Origin of the sequence: Tolypothrix bouteillei VB521301 (assembly GCF_000760695.4) — a bacterium.
Taxonomy (GTDB): domain Bacteria; phylum Cyanobacteriota; class Cyanobacteriia; order Cyanobacteriales; family Nostocaceae; genus Scytonema; species Scytonema bouteillei_A.
Genome location: NZ_JHEG04000001.1, coordinates 4,214,052 through 4,237,534 on the forward strand (window position 1 = coordinate 4,214,052; position 23,483 = coordinate 4,237,534).

General features: G+C 42.0%; 15 protein-coding genes and 2 pseudogenes. 7 read left to right on the plus strand and 10 right to left on the minus strand.

Going from position 1 to position 23,483, the window contains the following annotated elements; translation table 11 throughout:
* Positions 1–186 precede the first annotated feature (186 nt).
* Positions 187–5,415 (minus strand): nSTAND1 domain-containing NTPase, encoded by a 5,229-nt coding sequence (locus HC643_RS16775; protein ID WP_167844701.1) that lies wholly within the window; start codon positions 5,413–5,415, stop codon positions 187–189.
* Between the two features lie 203 nt (positions 5,416–5,618).
* On the opposite strand from HC643_RS16775, the gene HC643_RS16780 reads away from it, so the two are divergent.
* Entirely contained in the window at positions 5,619–6,806 is a 1,188-nt protein-coding gene (locus HC643_RS16780; protein ID WP_038082854.1) for a sigma-70 family RNA polymerase sigma factor, read from the plus strand.
* A 45-nt stretch (positions 6,807–6,851) separates the two neighbouring features.
* Complete coding sequence (locus tag HC643_RS16785) at positions 6,852–8,030, plus strand: DUF1822 family protein (protein ID WP_038082852.1); 1,179 nt, start codon at positions 6,852–6,854, stop codon at positions 8,028–8,030.
* A gap of 446 nt (positions 8,031–8,476) precedes the next feature.
* On the opposite strand, the pseudogene HC643_RS42780 reads toward HC643_RS16785, so the two are convergent.
* Positions 8,477–8,635, minus strand: a pseudogene (locus tag HC643_RS42780) (formylglycine-generating enzyme family protein); the annotation flags it as partial.
* 308 nt (positions 8,636–8,943) lie between these two features.
* On the opposite strand from HC643_RS42780, the gene HC643_RS16795 reads away from it, so the two are divergent.
* Together HC643_RS16795 and HC643_RS16800 are read left to right on the plus strand one after the other, a co-directional pair.
* Positions 8,944–9,234, plus strand: coding sequence for a putative quinol monooxygenase (locus HC643_RS16795; RefSeq protein ID WP_038082848.1), 291 nt, complete (start codon positions 8,944–8,946; stop codon positions 9,232–9,234).
* Between the two features lie 39 nt (positions 9,235–9,273).
* Complete coding sequence (locus tag HC643_RS16800; protein WP_038082846.1) at positions 9,274–9,948, plus strand: type 1 glutamine amidotransferase domain-containing protein; 675 nt, start codon at positions 9,274–9,276, stop codon at positions 9,946–9,948.
* Positions 9,949–10,171: 223 nt separating this feature from the next.
* On the opposite strand, the gene psbA is transcribed toward HC643_RS16800, so the two are convergent.
* A complete protein-coding gene (psbA, locus tag HC643_RS16805) occupies positions 10,172–11,254 on the minus strand; it encodes a photosystem II q(b) protein (protein WP_038082844.1) in 1,083 nt (360 codons plus the stop codon).
* A 236-nt stretch (positions 11,255–11,490) separates the two neighbouring features.
* On the opposite strand from psbA, the gene HC643_RS16810 reads away from it, so the two are divergent.
* A complete protein-coding gene (locus tag HC643_RS16810) occupies positions 11,491–11,706 on the plus strand; it encodes a hypothetical protein (RefSeq protein WP_038082867.1) in 216 nt (71 codons plus the stop codon).
* Positions 11,707–12,341: 635 nt separating this feature from the next.
* Here the strand turns inward: HC643_RS16810 and HC643_RS16815 are convergent.
* The 5 genes and pseudogenes from HC643_RS16815 to HC643_RS16835 all read right to left on the minus strand — a co-directional run bounded on the left by HC643_RS16815 (position 12,342) and on the right by HC643_RS16835 (position 16,573).
* Positions 12,342–12,530, minus strand: coding sequence for a hypothetical protein (locus HC643_RS16815; protein WP_038082865.1), 189 nt, complete (start codon positions 12,528–12,530; stop codon positions 12,342–12,344).
* Positions 12,531–12,593: 63 nt separating this feature from the next.
* Positions 12,594–12,677: pseudogene (locus HC643_RS16820) on the minus strand (RNA-binding protein); the annotation flags it as partial.
* 491 nt (positions 12,678–13,168) lie between these two features.
* A complete protein-coding gene (locus tag HC643_RS16825) occupies positions 13,169–14,278 on the minus strand; it encodes a polysaccharide pyruvyl transferase family protein (RefSeq protein ID WP_038082839.1) in 1,110 nt (369 codons plus the stop codon).
* A 306-nt stretch (positions 14,279–14,584) separates the two neighbouring features.
* Entirely contained in the window at positions 14,585–15,532 is a 948-nt protein-coding gene (locus HC643_RS16830; protein ID WP_038082837.1) for a glycosyltransferase family 2 protein, read from the minus strand.
* 21 nt (positions 15,533–15,553) lie between these two features.
* Complete coding sequence (locus tag HC643_RS16835; protein ID WP_038082835.1) at positions 15,554–16,573, minus strand: Npun_R2821/Npun_R2822 family protein; 1,020 nt, start codon at positions 16,571–16,573, stop codon at positions 15,554–15,556.
* A 191-nt stretch (positions 16,574–16,764) separates the two neighbouring features.
* Here HC643_RS16835 and HC643_RS16840 point away from each other — a divergent pair, with 191 nt between their 5' ends.
* Positions 16,765–17,994 carry a glycosyltransferase family 4 protein gene (locus HC643_RS16840; protein WP_038082833.1) on the plus strand — a complete coding sequence of 410 codons (1,230 nt, stop codon included), beginning with the start codon at positions 16,765–16,767 and terminating at the stop codon, positions 17,992–17,994.
* Positions 17,995–18,285: 291 nt separating this feature from the next.
* Positions 18,286–19,674, plus strand: a complete 1,389-nt coding sequence (locus HC643_RS16845) for a pentapeptide repeat-containing protein (RefSeq protein WP_038082831.1) — start codon at positions 18,286–18,288, stop codon at positions 19,672–19,674.
* Between the two features lie 147 nt (positions 19,675–19,821).
* Here the strand turns inward: HC643_RS16845 and HC643_RS16850 are convergent, their stop codons facing one another.
* Entirely contained in the window at positions 19,822–22,611 is a 2,790-nt protein-coding gene (locus tag HC643_RS16850; protein WP_082051717.1) for a cation-translocating P-type ATPase, read from the minus strand.
* A 164-nt stretch (positions 22,612–22,775) separates the two neighbouring features.
* Positions 22,776–23,477: a response regulator transcription factor gene (locus HC643_RS16855; RefSeq protein ID WP_038082829.1), complete on the minus strand. Its 702-nt coding sequence runs from the start codon at positions 23,475–23,477 to the stop codon at positions 22,776–22,778.
* Positions 23,478–23,483 lie beyond the last annotated feature (6 nt).

The following is a 23,483-nucleotide window of genomic DNA, read 5'->3' on the forward strand; positions in this document are numbered from 1 at the left end:
TTTATCTATCCTAATGAATCTTGTTAGAGAAGAAAGTTTTTCTTTCCCCTTCACTTTCCCCATATGTTCGCCTCTATTGTTTTATGCATGTCAACTTTAGAGCATTGGTAAATGACTTCCTTGGTACTCGAAAAGCTTAAGCGATCGCTGTAATACCCATCACCCAGAGCGATCGCTCAATCTAAACTAGCTCAATGCTTTACAAATCTTGCGATCGCTCTCACTCACGTTTGGATTATTTTCAAGGTAATTCTTGAGCTTTTTGCATCCCTGCTGCACGAGATCGTCTAAGTCTAAATTCCAAAGCATCATGCCAGCATTCCCACCACTGACCAACAGTTTACCATCCGGACTGAAGCTGATGCTATTCACTTCACCTCTGTATCCCGATAGTGTTTTTAGCAACGTACCATTCATGGTGTTCCATAGCTTGATAGTACCATCAGCGCTACCAGAAGCAAGTATCTGACCGTTTGAACTGAAACTCAAACTTTTTACACCGTTTGTATGTCCTGTTAGCGTACTTATTAACCCACCATCTGTAACTTTCCACAGTTTGATGGTGTTGTCCCAACTTGCTGAAGCTAAGATTTTGCCATCTGGACTGAAACTCAGGTGTGCGATCGCTAAACTATGACCTTTCAAAGTTTTCACCAAAGTGCCATCTACACGCCAAAGTTTCACAGTATTATCATAGCTACCAGAGGCTAACATCTTACCATCCGGGCTAAAATCCACACTAGTTACCTCATCATTATGCCCTAACAGTGTTTTTAATAACTTGCCATCAGCAAGACGCCACAGCTTAATTGTTTTATCTGCACTTCCAGAAGCGATGATTTGATTATCTGGGCTGAAACTGATACTATTGACTCTTTTTTCATGCCCCGTTAATCTTTGAATGAACTGGTTATTTATTAAATTCCAAATCTTAATACTTTTATTGTCACCTGCTGTTGCTAAAGTTTTGCCATCAGGACTAAAGACCGCATCATAAATAATATCTTGTTTGGTCTTAAAAACTTTAACTAAAGATGCATTTACAATTTGCTTTTGCTGCCATAATTTGACTTCTCCATTCCATCCAGCAGAGGCAAAAACTTTTCCATCCGGGCTAAAACTTACACTATAAATACCTTCTTCTTGCGATATTATACTATTGTTTAAGTTCCAAAATCGAATTGTTTTATCATCACTGGCAGAAGCAAGAATTTTACCATCAGGGCTAAAATTCACATCTCTAACTTGTTCATCATGCCCTTTAATAGTTGCTAACAAAGTACCATCTATACTCCAAAGCTTAATAGTACCGTCAGCAGCAGCAGAAGCAACAATCCGACCATCTGGGCTAAAACTAATACCGTTGACTGGCTGAGTATGACCCTTTTGACCCCCCAGAGTTTGCCATAATTGACCGTCGAGCTTCCATAGATTTATAGTTCGATCGCCACTAGCAGAGGCGATGGTTTTACCATCAGGGCTAAATTTGACACGGGTAACTCGGTCTGTATGTCCGGAAAAAGTTCTCATTAACTGACCATCTGCTACATTCCACAGTTTGACAATGTTATCTTCCCCACCAGAAACAAGAAACTTTCCATCCGGACTAAAGCTAACACTATTCACCCAACCGTTATGGGCATTCCATGTCTTAATTAGCTTGCCATTCATGCGCCAGAGTTTCACAGTTTTATCTCGGCTTGCAGATGCAATTATAAAATCTCCTCTTTGTTTTACCTTTTGAGATTGAGACACCAGAGAAGTCGTGACATTAGGGCTAAAACTAACACTTGTAACGATATCGCTGTGTCCTGTCAAAATTTCAACTAACTTGCCATCAATAGAGTATATTTTGATAGTTCGATCGGTACTTGCAGAGGCGAGAAACTTCCCATCCGGACTAAAAGCGATACTCGTCACTCTATCTTGCTGCGCTGGGAAAGTAGAGATTAATTTGCCCTCAGCACTCCATATCTTTATAGTAGAGTCATCGCTAGCAGAGGCGAGAAGTTTACCCCCCGGACTAAAACTTACGGCGTTCACTTGTTGGGCGTGACTTTGCAAGCGGTTAATCTCTTGAGTTTGGTAAACTGCTTGCTGGAGAGTCGCCACAGTTGCTAGCTCGACATCTCGTGCAGGTGCAAAAACTTGCTTAAACTGTTCCCCAGCTTTCACGCTTGCGATTAATGCTTCCATCTGGCGATTGGATAACAGTAGCGCTTCAGACGATGCATTCAAAGCAGCAACTTCCCCAACCTGGGCTGCTTGTTGTTTGAAGTAAGCCAATCCACCAAAACCCGTTGCAGTCACTCCAAGTACGCCGATCGCAGCAACAGCCCTTTGAGCTTGTCGCAATCGCTTTTTCTGCTCGAGTTGTTGTCGCTGTCTTTCTTCCAGACAAGCCGCAATATACTGTTGGACATCGTGAGACAATTCATCCGTGTATTTGACATAGATATCTTCCGCCTCAGCCAGACGCACGCCCCGCAATAAAAAATCAGATTGTTCGTTATTGTGCTTCCACAAAACAGCCGCTTGCTCGATTTGACGTTGCAACCGCAATTTACTGCGATTTTCCTCCAGCCACCAACGCAATGTTGACCAGTGACGAATGAGAATTTCATGAGCAACTTCTACAGTCACTGCATTTGTAGGTAGAGACAAACCAGGTAATATTTCCCCCTCATCCCCCTTGTCTCCCTTGTCCCCCCTATCCCCCCTATCCCCCTCTTCCAAATCCATCACTACTAACTTCGCCGCAGTTAAAGCTTGCAATGTTCTGTCTACCAAAGGAGCGGGATATTTTTTTACAACCAAATCCGATTTCAACACCCTTCGCTTGGTATCTTCCGTACCCTCTCCTAATTGAGTCAGCGACAGAAAAATCCAGCGAGCGCAATCCCGTGCAAGGCGATCTAAACCATCGTAAACTGCTTGTGCTTTGTGTTCTAGCGCACCTTTAATCCCCCCAAGATGCTGCTGATACGCTGCTAAAGTTAGCTCACCCTCCTGGCGGTATTCCCACAACTGTTGCAGTACAAATTCTAAAAGCGGTAAATTTCCTACAGAATCGTTTAACTCTTGTAAAAGAATTTCTACAAGTCCAGATTCGACTTTTAGACCCACTTGTTCGGCGGGGTTGACAATAACACGGTGGTAGTCATCGCGATCCAATCGGGGAGGAACCAGTACACTTGAGTGTTGCAAAAGCAAAGCCAGTTCTGGTACTTCCAAACAGGGGGCGATGAAGTCTGCTCGCAAAGTAATCACTAATTTAAACCTGTCAGAAGCATATGCGATCGCACCCAACACAAGTTCTAGAAATCGCTTTCTCTCTTCATAAGAAGCCAGAGTGAAAAGTTCCTCAAACTGATCTATCACCAAAACTACCATTGGTTCCGGTCGGCTGCGTACCCAGTAAACAAAACCCTCTATCCCCTGGTACAGCAATCCTTCTAATATAAGCTTGGGAGACGAAGAGGTCATTTCTCCCGCGATTTCCCCTCGTCCCCCTATCCCCTTGTCCTCTTGTCCCGAAGCAGCCAATCGGCGCGATAAAGCCTCTAGAGGTTGTGCGCCCGGTCTCAAACTTTTGATCCACCAATTTTCGCTACCCGGTAATTGTTTACCCGAACGCAATTGAGTCATCAATCCCGCTTGTACGACAGAAGATTTCCCACTCCCAGAAGCTCCTACCACAGCTAGGAATGAATTGCGTGCTAAGTCATTAATTAACTGTTGGGTTAAGGTTTCTCTACCGTAAAAATACTGAACATCTTCTTCCCCAAACGCTTCTAAACCTTTGTAAGGGCAAATTCCTAAGTCCAATGCTACAGCTTTGCGATCGCTGCGCGTATCGGTAAAAGCTGGTATAATTTCGATAATACCTTGCGTACCTGACAGCCAAATGTGGAGTGGAAAAGCTCCTGCTAGGTAGACTTGCAATTGAGTAATCCAACCCGCTATTGATAAGCCACTTGGTTTAGAAGCTGTTGTTAAAGTATTGACCAGAGCATCTGCAAATTGTTCTAAATTGTAACGGGGCGAATTGGCTGCAATAATACATTGCGCTTTTTCAGAACCGACTTGTAAATCTTCAATCCATTCGTGTGGGGTAAAGCGATCGCTCTCCCCCGCCAAAAAGTCTAAAATGATAATCTGTTGGGCTGCTTGAGAGCGACGCAACTGCTGTCTCAACCAAGCACGGCTCAACCAAACATCTTCAGACAGTACTAAAGCCACTTCTCCTGTCGGAGTCTCCTCCAGTCGTCCGCGCAAATATAACAATACTGTTGCTGGTTTTTCAGCTTTCTGTTGTTTTTGGTTTGGTAAATACAAAAATTCTTGAATTGCTTCTCGAACCTCTTTGGCAGTTGCTTTCCCCTGTCGGGGTAAATACTCCAACTCAAAGCCACCAGCACTACGCAAAACTTTACAAAAAGCCAGTGTTATTTGACTACCGCTCAATCCTTCAACGACAAGTGCTTGCCTTATGGGACGCGGTTCTTCAATCGCCCCAATGGAACCAATAATCAGTTCTCCAACGCCTTCTACAATTCGTTTGGGAGTTTGTAAGGGATATTCCCGAAACAACTGCGTGTCCCCTTTGCCGCGTTTTTGCTGATTGATCAGGCGCAGTTGTTGGTTCGTTTTATCTATATATTGTAGGGTTTGGTGATAAACATAGCGATAAAGACCATCAGCAGAAATTGCTCCTTGTAAATCTGCTGCTTCACCTTGCAATCCGCGCATCAAATAATAAGTAAATACTCCATGCCCTAGTTCTGGAAACTCCCAAGATTGCTGATCGGTATCGCAAGAAAGCAGGGCATAAAATCCCTTACTCATGGCAGCGACTTTCTGCAAAACTTCCACCAGTTGACGCGTAGCATTCAGTAAAGGTTCTGCTACAGTTGCGCCCCTAAGTGTCATACCGCCACTATGACATGCATCGAGCCATACAAGCTGATTTTGTGCATTACATTTCCCCAATAATTGCAAAAGTTCCTGTATGGCTAAACCCGTATTGAGTATGTCATCTTTTTGAGTATTTGCCAAACATAGGAATGTTTGATGAGTGTTTGGCACGAATATCCCATGACCGGAGAAATAAAAGAGAATTGTGTCTTGTGGGCGAGCCGCAGTAGAGATTTCTTGAAGGCTAGCACGGACAGTTTCTAAGTAAGGTAATTGTGGGGCAAAATCATGGTAAATTTTTATTTCTTTTTGCGGAAAATGCTCGGTTGCTCCCACCAAAGCTTTCGCTAACCCCTGACAATCCACTGCTGAGTAATTCAAATTTGGGAGTCGCTCATCTTGGTAGTGGTTGACTCCCACCAATAGCAGCCAAAGTTTGGCAGCACTTGTTTGTTGAGTGTAAGTTGAGCGACTCGTACCAACTGCACGCGGACACATTTTATTCTATAGGTCTCCTATTCTATACGTAGCTAAAACGACTAAAAGGGGCAAGACTCCGAGCTACAAGACAATTCTTAATGTATTGCAGCTTAACTGAGAACCGCTATATTTCGGAACAAATTATAAGCTCTTTGTAGTAAAGTTTTGGGGAAGCGTCTTTGCTCGACCCATTTGTTCTTTAGGTCAGCTTGCGTATTTTTATGCACCCTCGAAATAACCTTGTTGAAATCTTTTCGACTTTTTTAGTATTTGCCGACGATCGCTTCTGTCGTTGGGTAACGGATGCTAAGCTCCGTCGTAGTATAGCAAATGCACTACAGCAAACTCCACAAGAAACGGACGAAGACGTTTGGATTGGCTTTTTTTACGATCGATTACACAAATCTTCATCAGCAAGACTTGCCAAAGAACATACTATCGCTTACTTACAAGAACCCTGCTACTGGACATCTCAAAAAATAGTTGCTAGCTTTGCCACAACCCAGTACAAGCTATCGGACTGTTTTCAAATAGCAATTACCCAAGTTGATAAAATCCTCAAAGGTTTTAACCCCAATAGCGGTTCTAGGTTAAAAAACTATGCCAGTACAGTCTTTGGGGCTGCTATTCGTGAAACTTTCAGACAGCGTCATGAAATAGATATTTGTACGGATTGGGGACTCTTAAGAAAAATTAGTAAAAAGCGTTTGGAAGAATCATTGCAAGCCGAGAGCTTACCTAAAGACAAGATTGTTGCTTACATGAGTGTCTGGAACTGTTTCAAGTTGCTTTACGTACCGAGTCAAGCTCATAGCAGCCGTCAATTATCGAAACCAGATAATCAAACTTGGGAAGCGATCGCTAAAGCTTACAACTCACAAACCCATCAGCAAGTTAATCCCCAAATGTTAGAAGCTTGGCTGCTTGCTTGCGCCAAAGCTGTACGTAGGTACCTTTATCCCAATGTTGCTTCTTTCAATGCTCCCATTAATTCAGAAGATTCTGGTGAGTGGTTAGATAATATACCAGCCGATGAACTAGACTCGCCCCTCGCTTATACGATCGCCCAAGAAGAACAACAGTTAAGAGTCTCCCAACAATCTGAGATTCATAACGTATTGAGAGAAGCGCTGACCCAATTAGATCCGCAAGCTAGAGAAATTTTGCAACTCTACTACGCTCAAGGATTGACTCAACAACAGATTGCCAAACAACTCCAAGTTCAGCAATATACTGTTTCGCGCCGATTGACCAAAACTAGAGAAACCTTGCTGAAGTCTTTAGCGAATTGGAGCCAAGAACACCTGCATATTTCTATTACACCAGACATACTTAAAACTACGAGCGCTGTAATGGAGGAATGGCTGCAATTTTACTACACCCAAAATAAAAATCAAAAAGCTGTTTAACCTTTTCTTGCTCTGTAAAAACACTTAATCCCTAAAATAATCGCCATGACTGGAAACCCCACTGTTTTTACCTTTACTTCACCGACTCACCTGATTTTGGAAGTACCAGAAAACGTTCAGAATCAGATTTGGCAAGAAAACACGTCTTTTTCCAATCAAACTTCTCGCTATCAAGCGTATATCAATCAAATTTGCCTTTTTGCTGTCTTAGCCTGGTTGCAAGAAGACTTAGCACCGCACGCAAAGCCTTGGCTGGGTAGTGCTGCTTTACCCAGTTTCTGGGAATTTGTCAGTGGAACTGCGATCGCCATCAATGAAACTCGGTTGATTTTGGTTCCCAGTGAAGAAATGGATATGAGTGAATTGCGAATCGCACAAGAATGGGTAGATATACCAAGTTGGGCTGGGGATTATTATCTAGCAGTACAAGTCGAACCAGAGGATGAATACGTAAAAGTTTGGGGCTACTGTACTCACGAACAACTCAAAAGAAAGGGGAGTTATGACGCCAGCGATCGCACTTATTCTTTAGAAGCAACAGAGATTGTTGAGGACATCAGTACTTTAGCAGTCGCATATCAACTTTGCCCGCAAGAAGTGACACGGAGTACCATCCAACCATTACCGACTTTATCACAAGAGCAAGCACAGAACCTCATTTCTCGTTTGGCAACAAGCGAGATTGTTTCACCAAGGATGGAAATCCCTTTTCAACTTTGGGGTGGATTAATGGAGCATGGGGGATGGCGCAAAAGCTTATACCACCGACGCTTGGGACTGCAAGAAGAGTGGTCGCTTCTCGCTTGGCTGGAAAACGGTATTTCTCAAGTGGGGGAAGCCCTTGGATGGGAAAGGTTCAATTTACAACACAGTGCAGCCGGAGCCAGAAGTACGGAAGAAGAAAGACAATTAGATACCTTCTTCTCTCGTCAGTTGTCCATCGCAGGTCAATCTTACGAACTGAGGATATCACCAAAACAACAAGAAGAGGCGATTGTTTGGCGCTTTGAGTTGCGTAATGCTGTGGAAGAATTGGCTATTCCTGGTGGTTTTACACTCAGACTTTTGACCGAAGATTTGCAGCCATTTCCCAATAATGAAGATGTAGCGACAACTACGGTCAAACAACTGTTTGTGGAAGTCGCTCTAGAACCACAAGAAGGTATAGTTTGGGAAATAACACCTTTTCCTGAAAACTATGAGCGAGAAATTCTGAGATTTTAAAAATTTTTTGATTCCTAGTATTGAAAATTGCTTTCTATTGCTATTCTGTTTGGATTTTTTATGCAAAAGTTTAGTAAGATTTAGTGTATCATTGCAGATTTTTGAGAAAATTAAGAATTTTTAGAAAAATTCAGGTCAGAATTGGTCATCTTTAAGCGTGGGATGGGTGCGCTTGCGGTTGCAGCCGAAGAGCGATGGCATACACAGCGCCTAAAATGAAAAAAATGTGCGTCTTTCATACATTACTAGCGGCGATTTTTGCGGCTAGTCGGAGGCTCACATCTTGCACCAAAGTATTAATACTAGATTTTTGCATTTTTAATAAACATATATTTTTATCAATAACACGAAAAATTGGAATTTCTAGCCTGCGTAGGCAGGCTTCGTTTGTATAGCCTCACCCTTATAGGGTGTAGGTGCAAGATATCGGTTAGGGGGGAGCGAACATTTATTGGTGCGTCTATATAATTATTATGCCAGTCATCTTCACACCATTGCCACACATTCCCGTGCATATCGTACAAACCAAAAGCGTTAGGGGGAAAAGAACTTACATCTGTGGTTTGATCTCGCAACTTTCCCTTTGGTGCAGCACCTAATATATAGTGTGTTTGAACTCGCACATCTAGCAGCACTTCGCGATCGCGATCGCCAAACAACAACAATGATGTTCTTGACCGACTTAGCACATCGTTGTTTAGTTTTCCGTATATTCAAACAGGAGTTCCTGAGAATGCTTGATATATTAGGATTGAAAAAAGATTATACCTAAACTTTCCGTATAATAAATAGCTAGGCAGCGAGAAAAAGCCGAACATCTCGATCGCGGTTAAGCGTTCATGGACGGCACGACAACTGTTTCACAATCTGCTGGGGTGTTAGTACACTTGTCTTGCAAGGGAGCAGTAAGCACATGGAAAAGATCGTTATCGTGAAATGGAGAATTAAGGAGTCGGAAACGTCTCGGGTCCTGAAATTGCTACCGGAACTGGCCGAGAAGACCAGATCGGAGGAAGGCAACATTGCCTACACAATTTATCAGTCGGAAAACGATCCTTGCGAACTCATTCTTTGCGAACACTACACCGACACCGCTGCCGCAGAATCTCACAGGCAATCGGAACACTATAAAAGAATCGTTGCAGAAGAGATAATCCCCTATCTTGAAGACCGCGAGGTGATATCGGTGAAGAAGCTTGTTTAAAGCTCTGTCCTAAACCGAACCAAACAATAAGGAGAAACTATGTCAAAGAAGATTCTTATTATCGTATCGAACGCATACACCATCGGTCCGAACAACCGAAGGACGGGAAATTTCCTGCCGGAGGTCGCACATCCTTATGCTGAATTCGACAGAGCAAAATACCAAATTGATTTCGCAAGTCTCACCGGAGATACACCGTTTTTGGATGCGCTCAATCTTGCTGACGATCCTGACAACCTAGCCTTTTTGGTAGGAAAAGGGTGGGCCGCAATGCAGAAAGCGAAGAAGCTCTCAAACGTGGACGTTAGCCAGTACGATGCCATCTTTATACCTGGCGGTTTGGCACCGATGGTCGATATGCCTGAGCATCCGCTCCTCAAAAAGGTTGTGAAAGAGACATACGAGCGGGGTGCTGTTGTTGGGGCCGTTTGTCATGGTCCAGTTTCGTTGCTGAACGTCAAGTTGAGCAACGGCACTCTCCTGCTCGCTGGGAAGAATATCAGTTCATTTACAAACGACGAAGAAGAAAACTACGCAAAAGATGATGTGCCTTTCGAGTTGGAAACGGCGCTCACCAAACAAGGCGCACTTTTCCACAAGACGGCACCCTGGCAAGCATTCAGCATTGCCGATGGAAATCTCGTTACCGGACAGAATCCTGCTTCTGCCAAAGGTGTCGCAGAGAAGATGATCGCGCTCTTGGAGTCTGCTTGAGGCAGCATCGTTAAGACGGTGCTCGGTCGCTGCATAAGGGTGACCGCCGAGAGGTAGAGTTGAGGGGAGAAAGAAATATTTGATTGTTATCTAATGTGCGTTCATCGCACCTATTCCTAATAAGAACGTTAACTGTAGGTATCTTCAAACGCACAAAGCGCCCTCCTTTTAGGAGAGCGCCTTTTATCTAGTCTTGATGCTTTTTAGTCGCGTACTGCTATGATTAGCCGTTGATAGCAGGAGCGCTTTGAGCAACAGGTGCAGCTTCAGTTGCAGCTAAGTCGAGAGGGAAGTTGTGAGCGTTGCGCTCGTGCATCACTTCCATACCGAGGTTAGCGCGGTTGAGGATGTCTGCCCAGGTGCCGATAGCACGACCTTGTGAGTCAATTACCGACTGGTTGAAGTTGAAGCCGTTGAGGTTGAACGCCATGGTGCTGATGCCCAGTGCGGTGAACCAGATGCCTACTACTGGCCATGCTGCCAAGAAGAAGTGCAAACTGCGGCTGTTGTTGAATGATGCGTATTGGAAGATCAAGCGACCGAAGTAGCCGTGTGCTGCGACGATGTTGTAGGTCTCTTCTTCTTGTCCGAACTTGTAACCGTAGTTCTGTGACTCGGTTTCGGTTGTTTCACGTACCAAGGAAGAGGTGACCAGAGAACCGTGCATTGCACTGAACAGAGAACCACCGAATACACCTGCTACACCTAACTGGTGGAAGGGGTGCATGAGGATGTTGTGCTCTGCTTGGAACACCAACATGAAGTTGAAGGTGCCAGAGATTCCCAAAGGCATACCGTCAGAGAAAGAACCTTGACCGATGGGGTAGATCAAGAATACTGCAGTTGCAGCAGCAACAGGTGCGCTGAATGCTACGCAGATCCAAGGACGCATACCCAAGCGGTAGGACAATTCCCACTCACGACCCAAGTAGCAGAATACACCAATCAGGAAGTGGAAAATCACTAACTGGTATGGACCACCATTGTAGAGCCACTCATCTAAGGAAGCGGCTTCCCAGATGGGGTAGAAGTGAAGACCAATTGCGTTAGAAGAAGGAACAACTGCACCTGAGATGATGTTGTTGCCGTAGAGCAAAGAACCTGCAACAGGTTCGCGGATACCATCGATATCTACAGGAGGTGCTGCGATGAAGGCGATGATGAAGCAGATTGCCGCCGAGAGCAGTGTAGGGATCATCAGTACGCCGAACCAGCCGACATAAAGGCGGTTTTCGGTGGAGGTGATCCAGTTACAGAACTGCTCCCATACGTTGGCGCTTTGGCGCTGCTGTAAGGTTGCTGTCATGGTTTTATGATTGCGGTTGTTTTATATGAATGAATCAGGCTTTTTGTGCGCCTGTATCTTTAATTTACATCTGTTTACACAACTTTACAATACTCTTCTCTTTATTAGAAGTGATATAAAGTATTAGCTTGAGTTATGATTCGCGATCGGGCGATACCCACGCTCGCGTGGATAGCCATCTTTAAGATGGCATCAACCTCCTTATAATGTTCAAATCCCAAGCGAACAGTAAAGCTATGCAAGCAAAACTTTTGGAGCAATTTTCCTCCTCTGATGCTGAAGTCATCTTGGAACGCTTACCCGAACGAATTCGAGCTGCCCTAATTGCCCGTGCTACTGAAATTGAGTATCCAGTTGAAGCAGTCATTGAGATGGCGATCGCCAGCTTCCTCGATACGGAGGCATTAGGTTTTGCAGATTGTAAAGTAAGCCCAACTTATGAGAGTGCCTAGAACGATCGCTAAAACCGCCAGCCGAACCAGGGCGGCTCGTGAGAGTAGTTGAATTGCAAACAGATGGTTTCTCTTTACCTTAGCCATCACACAATACCTTAGCCAAAAAAGGAGTATGAAGAGAGAGGGCTGTCATGCGATCGCACTTTCTCAGTAAGTAGCATACAGTGATGAATCATAACTCAAGCTAATACTTTATATCACTTCTTACTTTTAAAAACCAATACAAAATGAATGTTGTGGGTCATCACGTCATTTTTTACCAAACATTTAAAGTAACGTGAGTTTGAATAAGAACCCAAGGGTAAAAGTGGCGGGCGTGACACGAGCCGCGCCATAATCTTTGAAAGCCTTTTTACTGTAGGGTTATAAAAAAATTGCTTTAGTACCCGAAAATCGCATAAAAACCTTATTGTTACCATTTGTCACAAGTTGAGCCTGTAATAGCATTTCACCAAATAATTGCTGTATACGAGCCCCCCAAACCCTTATTAGTAGAGGGGTTGGGGGGCTCGCATTTGTCTCAAAGATTTCGGGAATGGGTATAAGTAATCGCCAAGAATAGTAAAAATGAAAAATTTCCAAACATCCTCTTACAAGCAACTTTCCAACCCTTAAGAAGAAAGGGTAAATTTTCACTCTTGGATGCTCAGAATTTTCTGCTCCAAATAATGCTGAAGCAAACGATCGCTCTTAATAAATTTCCGTATTTCACTTACTTGCTCGCTGCTAATTTCAGTCGCTCCAGGGACAAAACATATTCCCAAAATACATATTTGCGGTGGGAGATATTTCCCGGTTAGTTTATAATTTAGTGTTGCCATAAGTTCACCATTTCTGTTCAAATAATAGAAAGCTACTCGTCTTCGTCTTTTGGCAGTCGCTCATTTGACAGAACCGTATTCTGCAAACACAGTATTCAGACTTTTTTCTGTCACTTTATAAAAAAGATTGCCTATATAAACTGACATACAAGGTCTCCGAAATTATAAATGTGTGGAGACTTAAGTTTCGGAGAAAAGTTTGCCAATACCAAAAACAACAAAGCCTGTTAATACTAAAAACAAAAGCTGTTAACCGAATTAACTCTCATCTACTATCATGGCATAGTGAATAACTTTACACACAGGTAACGAGAAAAACGTTATATAAAATAATATAAACAATTAAGAGCTAAGTATACATCCAGATAGAAACTTTGATGCGGTACGACGATAACCGCTCGCGTGTACGGGGAGAAGATATGTTGGACACAATGCTTTAAAGAGGAGTGTCTGAGCCAATAGATAGCAGAGTTCATCCAGATTAAAGTGATGTGTCTGGTGCAAACTCCCTGGTTTGGTAATGGTGTTGGCATAAATTTCACATGGCGGTTGAGGACATAGGAGCAATTCAAGGACGCAAGCCCAAGATGAGGTGAGCTTCTGTAAAGTTGGGAGCCCACCGCTCCTTGTGGGGTCGTTCACGAACGCAATCCAACTAGTACGGGAAATATTGAAAAACTCGTTTGCGATCGCTCTTGCAAAACCAACTCTACCCCTTCTTTTGCTGTCTTCGACTCGTTCAAAATAAATTCACTGGGTCTTTGATATTCATGGAATATTTTTTCAATGACACAAATATCTATTGGCTCCATAAAATTCAACATCCTGTGTAGGGGTAACATTTCTGTTTTATCAATATAGTTTTTTATTTTAGAGGTTTTAGAAACATACTCATCAATACCTATATTGGGTATTCCAAGAAGATCGGCAAGCATGACAGAGTGAAGCCTATTTCCAAAGTGAAAATCCATTTGGCTGAGAAGTTCCACAAAATCTTGTGGCTGGCTCCATGAGTGGATCTTGCAATTTCTATCAGGTAAGTAGTTCTTCAGTAATTTATGAAATTTATTATCGTTTTTTTCCACACCCACTTGAGCAGGTAATAAATGAATCACTGCATTAAACTTTTCAATCAATGGAAGTAGCTGTTGTGAATAGAACTCAGCCCTTCCTTCACCCCACCAGAAATTGCCTGTAAATGAAATATTTTGTATTTGATTTGCGCGATCGCTTTTAATCCACTTTTCATATCTGTCCGGATTTAAAAATGCTAAATAACCTCCTAAATAGGCTTTAATAGAATCCATTTTAGAAACAGCCAAGTTATAGGAATTTTTATCTCTTAAATACAAGATATCTGCATTTTTCAAAACCTTTGCTTTCGTTGTCAATTCTTCGATACTAAAAGATTCTAAACCTACACCCAAATAACAGAAGCGCTTACCTACCAATTTAGCAAATTGTTGCATCATCAGCAATTTATTAGAACTGTCTTTTAAGTTATAAGTACTACCGCCCCAAATTAAATAATCGCTTTGAAAAAGTATAAAAATTTTTTGAAGGATTGATAATTTACGAGTATTGCAAAAGACAACTTTAGTGTTTGTGCTTTCATAAGATGTATCTTCACAAAACACAAATATATTTTTAATAATTTCTTGACTGGCGAAAATTTCAATCAGTTCTTGGATAGATAAATCGTCCCCAATATTCTTAAATCCATAATAACCCAATAAAAGAATATTCATATGTTTTCTATAGAGAATAAAGAACGGGAATTTTCCGTTCCTCGTTCCCTATTCCCTGTCTCCTTTCTGTGTAATTTCTTCCTTTTTAATTGATATTTAAAGTTAGTAACATCGGGAGGAGTACGGAAGTATATTGCAAAGATTGGCTCGTTGATGACAACTTAAAAACGAGTAGATTTTGTCAAGACTCAGCTTGGAAAAATTTACGTACACTTAAGTAATAATATTTAGATTGATGTCAGGATTCTCCCAAACCTTGGTCTTTTTGACTTTTTTTGTAAGGACACTGTTGGCGATCGCGCAACCCTAGCCCCTAACCCGTCTTAACAAACCAAATGCTTGAGGACGTAACTTGACAGGTAAAACTGACAAAGTTAATCCAATCCATGCTTTAGCTGTAGAAAAAGATTGACCAGCCAACACTAACTTGCGTCCTTTTTGTGTTTCCCCCTTTTCAATTAACCGCAAACCTAATAACAATTGGGTTTCTGCAAGACGCTGTTGCCTAATTTTTTCTAATTTTTCAGTCTCAAATTTATAACTCTGCAAATACCGGATTTTATCGCTGAGATATGGAATTGCGCGATCGATACCTTGCTGTTGTGGGTGGAAACGATATTCCATTAATAACTCTGGTAGATAATAACCCTTTTTTCCTGCCAAAGCCAGCCTGACAAACAAATCGTTATCCTCGCAATTCTGCCAATTGGGTTGCATAAATCCCAACTCCTGTAAGGTAGCACGTCGAAATAAAGTGGCTCCTATTTGAAAACTTTGGTTAACAAACACAACTTCTAATAAATTATCGATCGCACCCTCTGACAAACTCGCCCTACCCCAAGAGCGAGAATTTTCTTGAGTTCTGGTTTCATCCCGCAAATTATTAATATCAATAATCCAATGATCTGTACCAACAAAATCTATACTCAAATCTTTATCGAGAATAGCAGCAGTCCGTGACAGAAATTCTGGAGTTAAGCGATCGTCATCATCAAATTTAATAAAATAGTCACCCGTTGCTGCATCAAAGCCAGAACGCATATTATTGCTTTTACCAATATTTTGCGAATGACGAATATACTTGATACGGCTGTCTGTGTACTGGGACATGAGGTTAGGTGTACCGTCTTGAGAACCGTCATCACACACAATTAATTCAAAGTCTTGGTAAGTTTGCTTGAGTACACTTTCAATAGCATGTGGTAATAGATTCATTCGATTAAAGGTTGGTATACAAACACTAATTTTAGACATATATTATATTCCGATAAAAAATTAGATAATTGATCTTTTTACTTTACTGACAGCTTTTTTGATATACCAATAAGTTTTTGACCAAACGCCAGGAAGTTTTAATTTTAATGGTTTGAGTTCTGGCTGTTTGAGAAAGCGGTAATGCAAAAACTCATCTTTATAACAAATCTCAACATCTTCTCCTTTACACAATCTAGAAAAATCATTGGAGGAGTAACTCATATAGTGAAGGCGATGAATTGCTTTTAACTCCTCTTGATTGTAAAGAACATTATTAATATTGACAAACTCATCTGCATTAGCACAGTTACCGGTTCTATCTTGACTGTTAGCACTGAGGGTATAGTTAAACATGGAGTATTTACAATCAATAGTCATGTAATTAAATAAAGCCGAACTCGACCACCAAAACTTGCTTTTAATCCATTCAATTTCCCGTTTTTCAATCAGACGTTCTTTGAAATCATTTAATTGTGTACTATCAAAGAGCTTTTGATGGGAACCAAAAAAACTATTGCAGTGAATTCTAGATCGTAATTGGTCTTCTGTAAAATGAGTGACACTAGAAATATCCTCTAATTTGATATCTATAACTTTTTTTGGCTTAGCATGTTCCCAATCATCAAAGACTAAGTCGTAGCTGTTTAATTTGGCAAACACATCATTTAAATGTTTCATTGCTAAACTATCAGCATCATAAAAAACAAATTTTTCAAATTTTCCATCAAATGCAGCCAACTTTCTATGAACAAATCCTTTATACCAGCCCGGACGGTTTAATTTAGATTCTTTAGCTCTTGGATGAGCATCCCACACTTGGTTGACAAAATCGTCCCATCGCTGAAGGGCTTCAGGATCGTCAAAAATGGTTACATTTTTTCTAGATTGAATTTCTTGCTTGACAAGCTCTAGTTTGTCATCATAAGGAATAATACAAATAGGTATATCCGGGCTAACATTGACTTCAATACTATTAAGTAATGCTACAAGTTGGTCGTAAGTTTTGTCATTAGCTAGAGTATAAATACCGATATTATTCATAATAAGACTTCATATAAATATAATAGTGTTGTAACAAGATAAAGTCTCTACATAAAAACATTTGCATTATCATTTTAATTTATCCAAAAACTAGGGTGCTTTAATAACTGACTTGTCAATATTAACAAAACTGATTTAAAAATAGGGTGTGTTGTCCTCTTACTAGCGACCTTTATACAACCTAACACTCTATGAAAATTGTAATGGTATCTTCTACTTTTCCCTATCCGCCAACACGTGGTGGAACTCAAGTAAGAACATATAATTTACTGAAATACCTCTGTCAACAGCATAATATCACCCTAGTCACTCAAAGAGAACCTGACGTTACAGAGACGGAAATAAAAGAATTGCGAGAGAGTGTTTCTCATCTTGTTCTTTTTAATCGCCCGCAAGACGTAAGTACATCCGGAGGAATACTGAAGAAAGCTCAACGTTTTGCTACTTTCCTCTCTAAAGGTACGCCACCTAGTGTTTTAAACCGTTACTCTCCTGAAATGAGCAATTGGATTGAAAGTTTTGTACAAACAGGAAAATGTGATGTCGTAACGTGCGAACACAGCGTGAATGAAATTTATGTGCGTCCCTATTTTCAAAAACAGATTAAAACAGTAGTTAACATTCACAGCTCTGTCTATGGGACTTGTCGCAACCAACTAGAAACTGGTATCTCAGAAAATAAACTAAGAGATAAACTCTATCTACCTCTTTTACGTCGCTACGAGCAAGGCTACTGCTCTAAATTCTCAGACATTGTGGTTACGACGGAAGAAGATAGGGTGCAAATGCAGGAGTTCAAGCCGAATTGCGATATTGCAGTGATTCCCAATGGAGTTGATTTAGATTCATTTCCTCAACGGACTACCGATCCGGGCGGACATCGCTTAATTTTCATAGGGGCGATGGATAATCTAGCAAATATTGATGCTGTTTGTTTCTTCAGCAATGAAGTTTTGCCAGAACTGCGAAAGATTTACTCAGATACAACTTTCGATATCGTTGGTTCTCGTCCCGCACCAGAAGTTTTAGCACTTAGAGATAAACCCGGAGTTACCGTTACCGGACGCGTACCTTCAATGGTAGATTATTTACATCAAGCAACTGTCTGCGTTATTCCCATGCGGACGGGATTTGGTATCAAAAATAAAACCTTAGAAGCAATGGCTGCAGGTACACCGATTGTTGCAGGCGATCGCGGTTTAGAAGGACTTGCTGTGGATCGAGTCGGTGTACCACTCAGAGCATTACGAGCCAATCAACCAGCTGAGTATATTAATGCCATCAGCCAACTCTTTGAAAACCCGCAGTTACGCTCGGAATTATCACAGAACGGCAGACAGCTCGTAGAAACAGATTTTACTTGGGATACTGCTGGTAAAAGATACGAACAAGTTCTGTTGACAGTGACCGCGAAGAGTTGACCGCTTAATGCTTTTGCCTTCGTAGTTCTGGCTTTTTAATTTGCGAAGGCAACATTAGCTATCAAATAAACGTCTCATGATGCACATAAGTGTCTACCAGGCAGAAACCTATATGCTAACTCATGATTTTCTAATTGATTTTATTCAGTCACGAGAGTTTTTATATCATTGAGTCTATAAGAATCAGTGTAACTTTTTTTAGGGAAAGATCTTGCTATTTGGAGACAAATAGTATACTCTTTTCGCCTATAATCTACGTAAAACTCCCGTGTTGTGAGAAATACCACTACTATGTCTGCCAAGAAAACAGACCCTTTAAAAATTTGGTTGATAGCGCTCGCCGCGACGTTTAGTTTATCACCAATCCTCATTTGCTTAGCATTTACCAAAATGGAGGGCTTGTCAACAGAACAAAAAATAGAAACTAGAACACAAGCAATATCAACAACTGCCACTTTCTTTCTGGGATTGGTAGTGATGATGAATGCTTACTTTGCCGCAAAACGTGTAGAAGCAAGCAGAGCAGGAGCGATCGCAGCAGAAAAAAGCAATGAAATTGAGATACAAAACACTCAACTAGCCAAAGAAAAGCTGATTGCAGAAAAATTTATGACTGCAATTACTCAACTCGGTCATGAAAGTGTTGCCACAAGAACAGGTGCGATTTATACCTTAGAAAGAGTGGCTCAAGATTGTCCCAAAGAATATTGGACAATTATGGAAATACTCACTGCTTTTGTGCGAGAGAATTCCGTCGAGCAATATCAACATGCAAGTTTTGAGAAAAGATTAAACATTCGTACAGATATTCAAGCAGCGCTTACTGTTATTGGCAGGCGCGAAGCAGAGAGAGATTTACCCAACCAAAGAATTGATTTGCGGAATGCTGACATAAAGAGGGCTGACCTGCACAAAGCTAACTTGCAACAAGCAAACCTGCGGGGAGCCGATTTAAGTGAAGCAGACTTGCGCGGTGCGGATTTGTCCGAAGCAGATTTGGAGAATGCAAAACTCTGCGGATCTGTGTTGTACGAAGCCAACCTGCAATCAACAAATTTGGAGGAAGCCAATCTTTCCGGGGCAAATTTAAATCGTGCTTGGGTATGTGGGGCAAACCTACGCTCAGCCTGTCTTTCAGGAACCAGTTTGCGTGGAGCAAACCTACAAGGAGCAAATTTATATAAAGCGAATTTGTGCGGCTCCAATTTAAAAGTTGCGAATTTACAAGGAGCAAAGCTATTTCTTGCGAATTTACAAGGGGCAAAACTTGGAAAAGCCAACTTACAGGGAACGGGATTGATTGGTGCGAACCTGCAACAAGCAAACTTGAATGGAGCGAACCTGCAACAAGCAAATTTGAATGCAGCCAAACTACAGCACGCAGAAGTCTTTTTTGCCAACCTCTCGGAAGCTAGTCTTCGCGAAGTTGACCTCTATGGCGCGAACCTTATGGGGACAAACTTACAAATGGCAATTCTGGATGAAGCAAATCTTTGCGGGGCAAACCTTCTAGGAGCCAATCTCAGTATGACAAACTTAAGTGATGTCAAACTTGAAGGAGCCATCCTTACAGGCGTTAAAAATTTAGAACCGCATCAGATTACAGTCGCTTCCGGTGATGTGACAACCCGCTTACCAGAAAATGTCGATCTACCAAATCATTGGACGCAAATCAGCTAATTCACAGCAGGTTAATACTTAACAAGCTGTGTCAAAATTTATTTGCACGGTATGTGCAACAGGGTGCGTCCCTCATTTCATGAATTCAAGGTATTGAAATTTATCATTTACATAATCTCACGTTAAGGCAGAAATCAAACAAGTTAACTATTGGTTTAGATTCAAAGGTACACTGCCAAACAGAGCATTCATAAAACTCCACTGGCTAAAGAGAACTTGCAAGACAAGAGTGCAGAAAATGCCGATAACGATCGCAGGAGAATTTTGAATTGATATTGCCTGACTTTTGAGTTTGGCAGTAATAGTACTCCCTAAGTTACTGATACTTAATAAATGTATAATTCTACTAGCCATGAACATCTGGATTGCAATTGTCCGAGCTAGTGCAACTTGTCCTGTCTTCTGAAATATCCATTCATACATTCCAAAAAGCAGTATGCCGTTGAACGCAGACACAATCAAAATCTGCCAGAAAATCTGCTGGGATTGCAAAGGTTTGTGACAACGGCGTGCATCTGGAAACATCATCTGACGGGATTTAGGTTCAAACGCCAAAGGGATAGCCAAAGCGGTTGAGTTAACTATGTTCAGCCACAGGATTTGTAGAGGTAAGAGTGCGATTTCTCGTAACATGAGAGCGCTGAGTAAAACTGCTATTAACTCTCCACCATTCATAGGTAGGATAAATGCGATCGCACGACGCAGATTCTGGTAGATTGTTCGTCCTTCCTCAATGGCTGCTTCAATAGAGGCAAAATTGTCATCTCCTAGCAGTACATCAGCCGTTTCTTTAGCAAGATCCGTTCCCGCATCACCCATTGCAATGCCAATGTTCGCCTGTCTTAAGGACGCAGCATCATTCACCTTATCTCCTGCAATTGCCACAATCTCACCCTCAGACTGCAACGCTTCCACAAGACGTAGCTTTTGAACGGGAGTTACCCGAGCAAAAACGACTCCCGCTCGTGCAGCTTGTGCGAGTTCCCTTGCATTCATACGTGCTAGCTGTTGTCCCTCAAATGCTAACAATTGATTTTTGTTTTGCAGCCCCAGTTTTTTGGCAATTGCTACCGCCGTAACGATATGGTCTTTGGTAATCATCTTTACCTGAATTCCCGCAGAATGGAAAGATCGGACGGCGGTAAACACTTCCTTTCGCAGTGGGTCAAATATGCCTTGCAATCCTATAAAAATGAGATCTGATTCTAGATGTTCGCGAGCTAGGGAGTTACAGTTATCTCCCATCAACTTTTTGGCAAATCCCAGCACCCGCAATCCCTGCTTTGCGAGCGTTTCGACTTCAAGCTCCACAGATACGCGGTTGAAGGGAATGAGATTTCCGTCAGAATCCAACATTTGCCGACATCTGTTGAGAATGACTTCCACCGAACCTTTTACATAAATCCTTTTTTCTGAAGAATCGGAAATAAAGGATGATATGTTTTTACGCTTGTCATTGATTTTTGTTCCATGTAAAGTTGCCATAGATTGGAAGTTAGATTCAAAAGGAATCACATCCAGCTTGGGCATGACTTCTGTAAGGCTAGATTGACTTAAACCAGCTTTGCGGGCAACAATAATTAACGCGCCTTCAGTGCGATCGCCGACCACAACCCATTGATTTTGTTTGGGTTCTAGGTGAGAGTTATTGCACAGCAAACCAGCCATCAAGCATTCGCGTAGGGCAATGTTGATTTTAGGATTGTGCTGTTTGAAGTTAAGGTCGTTCCCTGACTCACTTGTTTTTCCCAAGCCAAAATTCAAAAATCGTCCGCCAAAATGAACGGGTTGACGATTTCCAGTTTCCCAGATTGTCCCATTTGAGCTGTAACCCAAACCATCTACTACATACCTTTGCTCACCAGCCCAAATAAGTTGTACAGTCATCTGGTTTTCTGTCAGCGTTTCCGTGTCAGAACAGATGACAGTAGTACCGCTCAGTTTTTCCACCACAGGAAGTTTGCAAATAAGGACATGACGACGCGCCATTCGCGCCACCCCAATGGCTAGAGTGATGGTTAGTACTGCAGATAATCCTTGAGGAATAGCACTCACTACCAGCGCCACGACCACTTCAAACATCTCACTCCAAGAGCGTCCTTGTCCCAACCCCAATACAAAGGTTAAGCTTGCCAGTACCAGCACCATATAGAGCAAAATTTGGCTGTAGTAGTTAAACTTCCACATGAAAGGTGTACTCAAGCGAGTTTGTTGCTTTACGCAACGAGATACTTTCCCCAATTCGGTACTGTTCCCTGTGGCTACAACAATCCCCTTTCCTTGTCCGGAAATGACAAAGCTTCCCGCATAAGCCATGTTACAGCACTTAGCCAAAGGCGTATTTTCATTGAGAGAAATAGTGCTTTTTTGAACGGGCTCTAATTCACCAGTGAGAGAAAACTCATTTATTTGCAAGTTGTGCGTACTCGCAAGCCGCAGGTCAGCCGGAACCAGATCGCCTGCGTTCAAGAGTACTAAGTCACCCGGTATTAATTCTTGAGCGGGGATGCGAACTTTTTTGCCATCACGTATTACATTTGCTTTTTTTGCTACTGCTTCTACAACAGCAGCAATTGACCTTTCCGCACTCGATTCCTGTAGATCCAAAATCACAGCATTGAGGATTGCCATACCCCAAAATGCGATCGCATATGTCCGGAAACCAAGTATAGCTTCGATGGCTCCCAAGAGTACTAAAATATACAAATTAGGCTGAGAAAATTGCATTTTTAAGCGCAACCAAATGCTTTTACCTTGTTTGTTGGTAAATTCATTCAGCCCAACTTCAGTTTGTCGGCGTTCAACTTCAGCAGACGCCAAACCCGTTTCTATATTTGTATCAAGCAAAAAAGCAACTTCTCTAAAATGAACGTGATGCCATTGAGTGCGAGAAGATTGATAAGTATTTATAACTGATTTGTCTAGAGATATTGCCATACTCACCTCTTTAACAGTAACCAGTAACTGGTAACAAAAATAAAAAAAGATTCTTGCATTAACACAAGAATCGAGTGTGATGTTAGAGGAGTTAATTCTATGTTGTTAGGTTATTCAAAAAAAGTTGAAAATGTAGGGAGAAATCGGGTAAAAATCGGGTAGAATCAAAGCTGCTTGAGACGGTAACCCAGCCCGTGAACTGTCTCAATAAAATCATCTGGCGCACCAACTTCCCTAAGTTTTTGCCGCAAACTTTTGATGTGGGACTTTACCGTTTCCTCACTGGGTGGATCTTCTAGCGACCAGACTCGTTCAATAATTCCCGGTCTACTTAAGACTCGACGACCGCTAGAAACCAGTAGCTCCAGAATCGCATACTCCTTTGGAGTCAAATTGACAAACCGATCTTCATAGGTAACTTCGTAGGTACTCGGACTGATGCACAAATTCCCCCAAAAAAGTTTGGCTCCGACTCTAGAACTTCCTCGACGCAAGAGCGCCCGCACGCGAGCCATAAGTTCCCCGAGGTCAAAGGGCTTGACCATGTAGTCATCTGCTCCAGCATCCAGCCCTGCAATTTTATCTGCTACGGTATCGCGAGCGGTAAGCATGAGGATGGGAATGGAAAAGTTACACCCATCATCTGCGATCGCTCTAGCACCATGACGCACTTGTTGACAGAACCCAATTCCATCTAGTTTCGGTAAAGTTATATCTAGCAGAATTAAGTCATAATTTAGAGTTTGAACATAGTTCAATGCTGTTTCGCCATCCTGTACCACGTCCACCACATACTGACGGTTGGTTAGAGCCTCCGCTAGCATATCAGCAATTTGGGCATCATCTTCAACTACCAAAATACGCATTATTGA

Excerpts from the sequence above, each read along its gene's own strand:
- HC643_RS16775 (WP_167844701.1), bottom strand. The coding sequence starts at position 5,415 with ATGTGTCCGCGTGCAGTTGGTACGAGTCGCTCAACTTACACTCAACAA.
- HC643_RS16780 (WP_038082854.1), top strand. The coding sequence starts at position 5,619 with ATGCACCCTCGAAATAACCTTGTTGAAATCTTTTCGACTTTTTTAGTA.
- HC643_RS16785 (WP_038082852.1), top strand. The coding sequence starts at position 6,852 with ATGACTGGAAACCCCACTGTTTTTACCTTTACTTCACCGACTCACCTG.
- HC643_RS16795 (WP_038082848.1), top strand. The coding sequence starts at position 8,944 with ATGGAAAAGATCGTTATCGTGAAATGGAGAATTAAGGAGTCGGAAACG.
- HC643_RS16800 (WP_038082846.1), top strand. The coding sequence starts at position 9,274 with ATGTCAAAGAAGATTCTTATTATCGTATCGAACGCATACACCATCGGT.
- psbA (WP_038082844.1), bottom strand. The coding sequence starts at position 11,254 with ATGACAGCAACCTTACAGCAGCGCCAAAGCGCCAACGTATGGGAGCAG.
- HC643_RS16810 (WP_038082867.1), top strand. The coding sequence starts at position 11,491 with ATGCAAGCAAAACTTTTGGAGCAATTTTCCTCCTCTGATGCTGAAGTC.
- HC643_RS16815 (WP_038082865.1), bottom strand. The coding sequence starts at position 12,530 with ATGGCAACACTAAATTATAAACTAACCGGGAAATATCTCCCACCGCAA.
- HC643_RS16825 (WP_038082839.1), bottom strand. The coding sequence starts at position 14,278 with ATGAATATTCTTTTATTGGGTTATTATGGATTTAAGAATATTGGGGAC.
- HC643_RS16830 (WP_038082837.1), bottom strand. The coding sequence starts at position 15,532 with ATGTCTAAAATTAGTGTTTGTATACCAACCTTTAATCGAATGAATCTA.
- HC643_RS16835 (WP_038082835.1), bottom strand. The coding sequence starts at position 16,573 with ATGAATAATATCGGTATTTATACTCTAGCTAATGACAAAACTTACGAC.
- HC643_RS16840 (WP_038082833.1), top strand. The coding sequence starts at position 16,765 with ATGAAAATTGTAATGGTATCTTCTACTTTTCCCTATCCGCCAACACGT.
- HC643_RS16845 (WP_038082831.1), top strand. The coding sequence starts at position 18,286 with ATGTCTGCCAAGAAAACAGACCCTTTAAAAATTTGGTTGATAGCGCTC.
- HC643_RS16850 (WP_082051717.1), bottom strand. The coding sequence starts at position 22,611 with ATGGCAATATCTCTAGACAAATCAGTTATAAATACTTATCAATCTTCT.
- HC643_RS16855 (WP_038082829.1), bottom strand. The coding sequence starts at position 23,477 with ATGCGTATTTTGGTAGTTGAAGATGATGCCCAAATTGCTGATATGCTA.